At 66.1% G+C, this 2,267-nt stretch carries 4 protein-coding genes; 1 reads left to right on the plus strand and 3 read right to left on the minus strand.

The genetic code is table 11. From position 1 onward, the window contains the following. The 3 genes from Q673_RS23495 to Q673_RS23505 form a co-directional block, all read right to left on the minus strand. Positions 1 to 434, minus strand: a 434-nt coding sequence (locus tag Q673_RS23495) for a tellurite resistance TerB family protein (RefSeq protein WP_023005101.1), incomplete at its 3' end; no start/stop codon positions are given. A gap of 112 nt (positions 435 to 546) precedes the next feature. After that, a complete protein-coding gene (locus Q673_RS23500) occupies positions 547 to 1,011 on the minus strand; it encodes a hypothetical protein (protein ID WP_023005102.1) in 465 nt (154 codons plus the stop codon). Between the two features lie 64 nt (positions 1,012 to 1,075). Then, positions 1,076 to 1,657 carry a YqhA family protein gene (locus Q673_RS23505; protein ID WP_023005103.1) on the minus strand — a complete coding sequence of 194 codons (582 nt, stop codon included), beginning with the start codon at positions 1,655 to 1,657 and terminating at the stop codon, positions 1,076 to 1,078. A gap of 120 nt (positions 1,658 to 1,777) precedes the next feature. Here Q673_RS23505 and Q673_RS23510 point away from each other — a divergent pair. After that, the coding region (locus tag Q673_RS23510) for a CopD family protein (RefSeq protein WP_023005104.1) at positions 1,778 to 2,267 on the plus strand (490 nt) is incomplete at its 3' end.

Below are 2,267 nucleotides of genomic sequence, written 5' to 3' on the forward strand. Positions count from 1 at the left end.
GCATGTCGCGCTTTTTGGTCACCATGACTGACATGCAGCAGGTCCGCCAGCTGGCGGATGCGGTGCTCCTCCAGGTGGTGCTGCTCGCCATCGGCCAGCGCCAGGGACCACATCATCTGCACCAGCTCCACGCGCCGGTTATAGGCATAGTGCTCGCGGATCAGCGAGACGAACTGGTAGTGGTCGACGGCGTCGTCGACCTCCTCCCGGGCCAGCGTCATCAGCTCGTCGATGGCCGCATCGCCGAGCGCAAGATGCTCACGCAGCAATTGCCGCAGGGCCGTGAGTTCGTCATCGGTCACCTCGTAGTCGGCACGCATCACCTCGCAGAGCAGCGCCGCCGCGGCGAGCTCCAGGCTCGGCGTCTCGCGGCCGGCGCCGGCCTCTCCCTCCGACAGCGTCTCCTGGAAGAACCGCTGGATAGTGGCTAGCACGGGCGTCTCCTTGTCATTCGCTAAGGCTGGGACCCGCCAGCCGTCCTGGGGTTCGCCAACCCTTTGGGGTCAGACCCCTCAATCCACTTAGGGGTCTGACCCCAAGGGGGACTTAGTCACGGCAGCGCCAGCGCGCTAACAGGGAGAGCAGCGCCAGGCCCAGCAGCACTGCCGCCGTCCAGCCCACCACGTCGACGACCTGGGCAAATGATGCCGGAGCTTCCACTGGGCGGTGCTGAAGACCGAACATCACGATACGCCCGAGGGCATAGAGCATCAGTGCCAGGCTGGCCAGGGGTAACAGGGAGTGACGCGCCGCCAGCCATCGCGTAAGTGCCCAGGGCACGCTGGGCGTCTTGGCCGACTGACGGGCGGTCGTCTTGCGCGGGGTCGCCGCCTTGCTGGCGGCCGGCTTCCTCGCCGCAGGCTTGCGGGCACGCGGCTTGACCTTCGACTTGCCCGTCGCGGGGCCGCCGCCAAGCCAACGCAGGGCAGCACGGCCCAGGCGCCACAGCGCCCAGCCCAGGGTGAAGCTGACCGAGAGCGCGAGGCCGCCCATCACCAGTACATAGGCCATTGGCGATCCTTGTCGATGTTTAAACCCGATATTGTGCCACAGCGGACAGCGACGGCTCGCTACCCTACTTCTGGTGGTGCTTGTGGGCGCGACTCATCAGGTAGAGCGCCGCGGCTAACGCCAGGACGGAGAGCGCCAGGTAGATGGCGTCCAACGGTGTGGCGAAGGTGATGTCCACCACCGCGCGGAAGAACTCGATGATCACCGCGAGGATCACCACCCGCGCGATCTTGTCCTTGAGCTCGTCGAAGGAACTGACGTTGAAGGGGTTGGAGGCGGGATGCGACTCCGCGGGCTCGATGGGTGAGACGAACAACCGGTAGACGCCGAGGCCGAAGATCAGCAGCACGATGGCCACCAGATAGATGTCCACCGCCATCACCACGCTGGGCACCACCGTCTCGTGGATGTCAGGCTGGCCGCCGACCAGGTAGTAGGTAGCGGCGGTCACCGTAAGCTTGAGGATATCCATGGTGCCGATGATGAACAGCACCAACGCCCCCAGCAGGCTCGGCACCACCGCCAGCATCACCAGCAGGCGGCTGTTCCAAAGGAAACGCTCGAAGTGACGCTCGTAGCGGCCGCTCTTGGCCTGCGGCGGCGTCTCGTCCCGAGGTTCCTGAGGGGTATTGGAGGGGGTGGTCATGGTGGCTCCTGCGATGAAGTGTCGGCGCCCACTATACCACCCGCTACCCCCTTGGAGAGATAGCCCGGCGGCGCTGGCCCGGTAGAATAAGCGACAATCGTTCTCGCCACGGAGGGCGCCATGACCGCTACCTTACTACTCTTGCACCTGCTCGGCGCCACCGTCTGGACCGGCGGGCATCTGGTGCTGGCCTTCACCATCCTGCCGCGGGTGCTGAAGGGGCGTGACGTCGCCGCGCTTGAGTGGTTCGAACAGGGCTACGAGCGGATTGGCATGCCGGCGCTGGGGGTACAGATCGTCACTGGCCTGTGGCTCGCCTGGCAGAAGGTGCCGTCGCTGGCGCTGTGGTTCGACCCGGCCGCCGGCCCCATCGCCCAGCTGATCCGCGTGAAGCTTCTCCTTTTGCTGCTCACCGCCCTGGTCGCCGCCCATGCGCGCTTCCAGGTCATCCCCCGGCTCTCCCCCGCCACCCTGCCGTTGATGGGCTGGCATATCGCCGCGGTCACCCTACTCTCGGTGGCCTTCGTGGCCACCGGGCTATCCTTCAGATTGACGTCCTCCCCTCCCTCAGCTTCTTGGGAAGCTGCCGCCTGCGGCGGGAAGGAAGGGG

Origin of the sequence: Halomonas sp. PBN3, assembly GCF_000475415.1 — a bacterium.
Lineage (GTDB): Bacteria > Pseudomonadota > Gammaproteobacteria > Pseudomonadales > Halomonadaceae > Halomonas > Halomonas shengliensis.